At 68.2% G+C, this 2,076-nt stretch carries 2 protein-coding genes; one reads left to right on the top strand and one right to left on the bottom strand.

The window, feature by feature from the left end; genetic code table 11:
* Positions 1–182 precede the first annotated feature (182 nt).
* Complete coding sequence (locus tag LQV45_RS27880; RefSeq protein WP_374208314.1) at positions 183–1,520, bottom strand: DUF445 domain-containing protein; 1,338 nt, start codon at positions 1,518–1,520, stop codon at positions 183–185.
* Positions 1,521–1,570: 50 nt separating this feature from the next.
* On the opposite strand from LQV45_RS27880, the gene LQV45_RS27875 reads away from it, so the two are divergent.
* Positions 1,571–2,076 (top strand): glycerophosphodiester phosphodiesterase family protein (locus tag LQV45_RS27875; protein ID WP_290370329.1); only part of this gene is annotated, 506 nt, incomplete at its 3' end.

Raw genomic sequence — 2,076 nt, 5'->3', positions numbered from 1 at the left:
GCTATTTCCCGCCGCTGATCATGGGCGCCACCTATGACGCCGCGGCGCACAGCTACGCGATCGGGCTGCTGCTGCTAGTCGCCACAGCGCTCGCGGCGCTGATCTTCACCATCTTCGCCATGCACGGCAGGACCAAGGCCAAGGTCGCGGCCGCCTAGCCGGTGCCGCGGAGCGGGGCCCAGCTAGCCGAACAGCAGGGTGGCCAGCGTAAAGATGGCCAGCCCGGCCAGTGCGCCCACCACCGTGCCGTTGATCCGGATGAACTGCAGGTCCCTGCCGACCTGCAGTTCGATCTTCTGCGACGTCTCTTCGGCATCCCAGCGGGCCACGGTGTCCGTGATGACCCCCGCGATGTCCGAGCGGTAGGTCTTCACGAGGTAGCCGGCCGCGTCGCCGATCCAGGCGTTCACCTTGCCGGCGAGCTCGGGATCGACCAGGAGCCGGGTGCCGAAGTCATGCACGGCCGCCTTGAACTTGACGGTCAGTTCGCTGTGCGGGTCATCGACGGCGGTGAGCAGGGCCGTCTTGATGGTGTCCCAGGTGCGGGAGGCGAGCTCGCGGACCTCCGGGTCGCCGAGCACTTGGGCCTTGATGCCCTCGGCGCGGGCGATCATGACAGGATCATGCTGCAGGTCCTGCGCGAGTTCCTTGAGGTACTTGTCGATCGAGAGGCGGACCTGGTGCTGCGGGTCGGACTGCACGGCGCGGGTGAACTTGAGGATCTCCACATACACCTTGTCGCCCACCAGCCCGTCCACGAACGAGGGCACCCACGTCGGGGACCGGTCGGTGACCAGCCTGTTGACCGTCTCCTGGTTGTCCCGCACCCAGTCCACGGTGCGGTCCACCATTAGGTCCACCAGCGCATGGTGGTGCCCGTCGTCGAAAATCCGCTCGGCGAGGCGGCCCACCGGCGGCCCCCACGGCGGGGTGAGCAGGTGCTTGCGGACCATGGACTCGATCACGGCCTGGACGTCGTCGTCGTTGAGGACCTTGAACGCGCCGCGGATGACGGCGGCACCCTCCTTGGCGACCCGGTCCGGGCCGCCGGGGCTGGACAGCCAGGCGCCGGCCTTGCGCGCAATGTCTGCGGACGCCAGCTTCTCCTGGACCACCTGTTCGGAGAGGAAATTGGTTTCCACGAATTCGCCCAGCGAGGCGCCGATCTGGTCCTTGCGGCGCGGGATGATCGCGGTGTGCGGGATCTTGATGCCCATGGGGTACTTGAACAGGGCCGTGACGGCGAACCAGTCCGCGAGGGCACCGACCATGCCGCCCTCGGCCGCGGCGCGGACGTATTCGAACCCCGGATACTGCTTCTGCAGGGCGAACGCGACGATGAAGATCACCGCCATGACGACCAGCAGCGAGAGGGCCAGGAGCTTCATCCGGCGCAGCGCCGCGGCCTTCTCGACGTCGCTGGAGGCAGCGGAACGCTGTCCGGGGGGACCGCCCGGCCGGGCGCCGCCCGGACGTCCCGCGGCGCCGGTCAGGGAAGTTGACTCAGTATTGACCTGCATGAGCCCAGCCTAGCCCGCCACGGAAACGGACGGTCCGCTAACGTGGCACCATGACCACTGATGAGCCTGCCGCCGCCCGGCCTTTGGTCTATGCCCACCGCGGCGCCAGCGGAACCTTCGCCGAGCACACCCGGGCCGCGTACCTGCAGGCAATCGCCGACGGCGCCGACGGCGTCGAATGCGATGTCCACCTGACCCGGGACCAGCACGTGGTGCTCCTGCACGATGCCACCCTGGACCGCACCTCGGACGGCACCGGCCAGGTGGCCGACCGGACGCTGCAAGAACTCCAGGAACTGGACTTCTCCTCCTGGAAGGGAGCCCGGATCCCGGAGGCCTACGGCGCCAAGTCCGGGCAGTTCCTGACCCTGCCGGACCTGCTCGACATCCTGCGCGCGGCCGGCCGCGGGATCGGGCTGGCGATCGAGTTCAAACACCCGAGCCCGTACCAGCTCAGACTCGAGGACCGGGCCCTCGAGGTCCTGAGGGCCCAGGGCTGGGATCCGCGGACGTCGATGCTGGAGAACATCACGGTTTCCTTCATGAACTTTAGCCC

It is taken from the genome of Microbacterium sp. Bi128 (assembly GCF_918698205.1).
The sequence above is the reverse complement of the archived record's forward strand: the minus strand, read 5'-3'. Positions and strand labels throughout refer to the sequence as shown.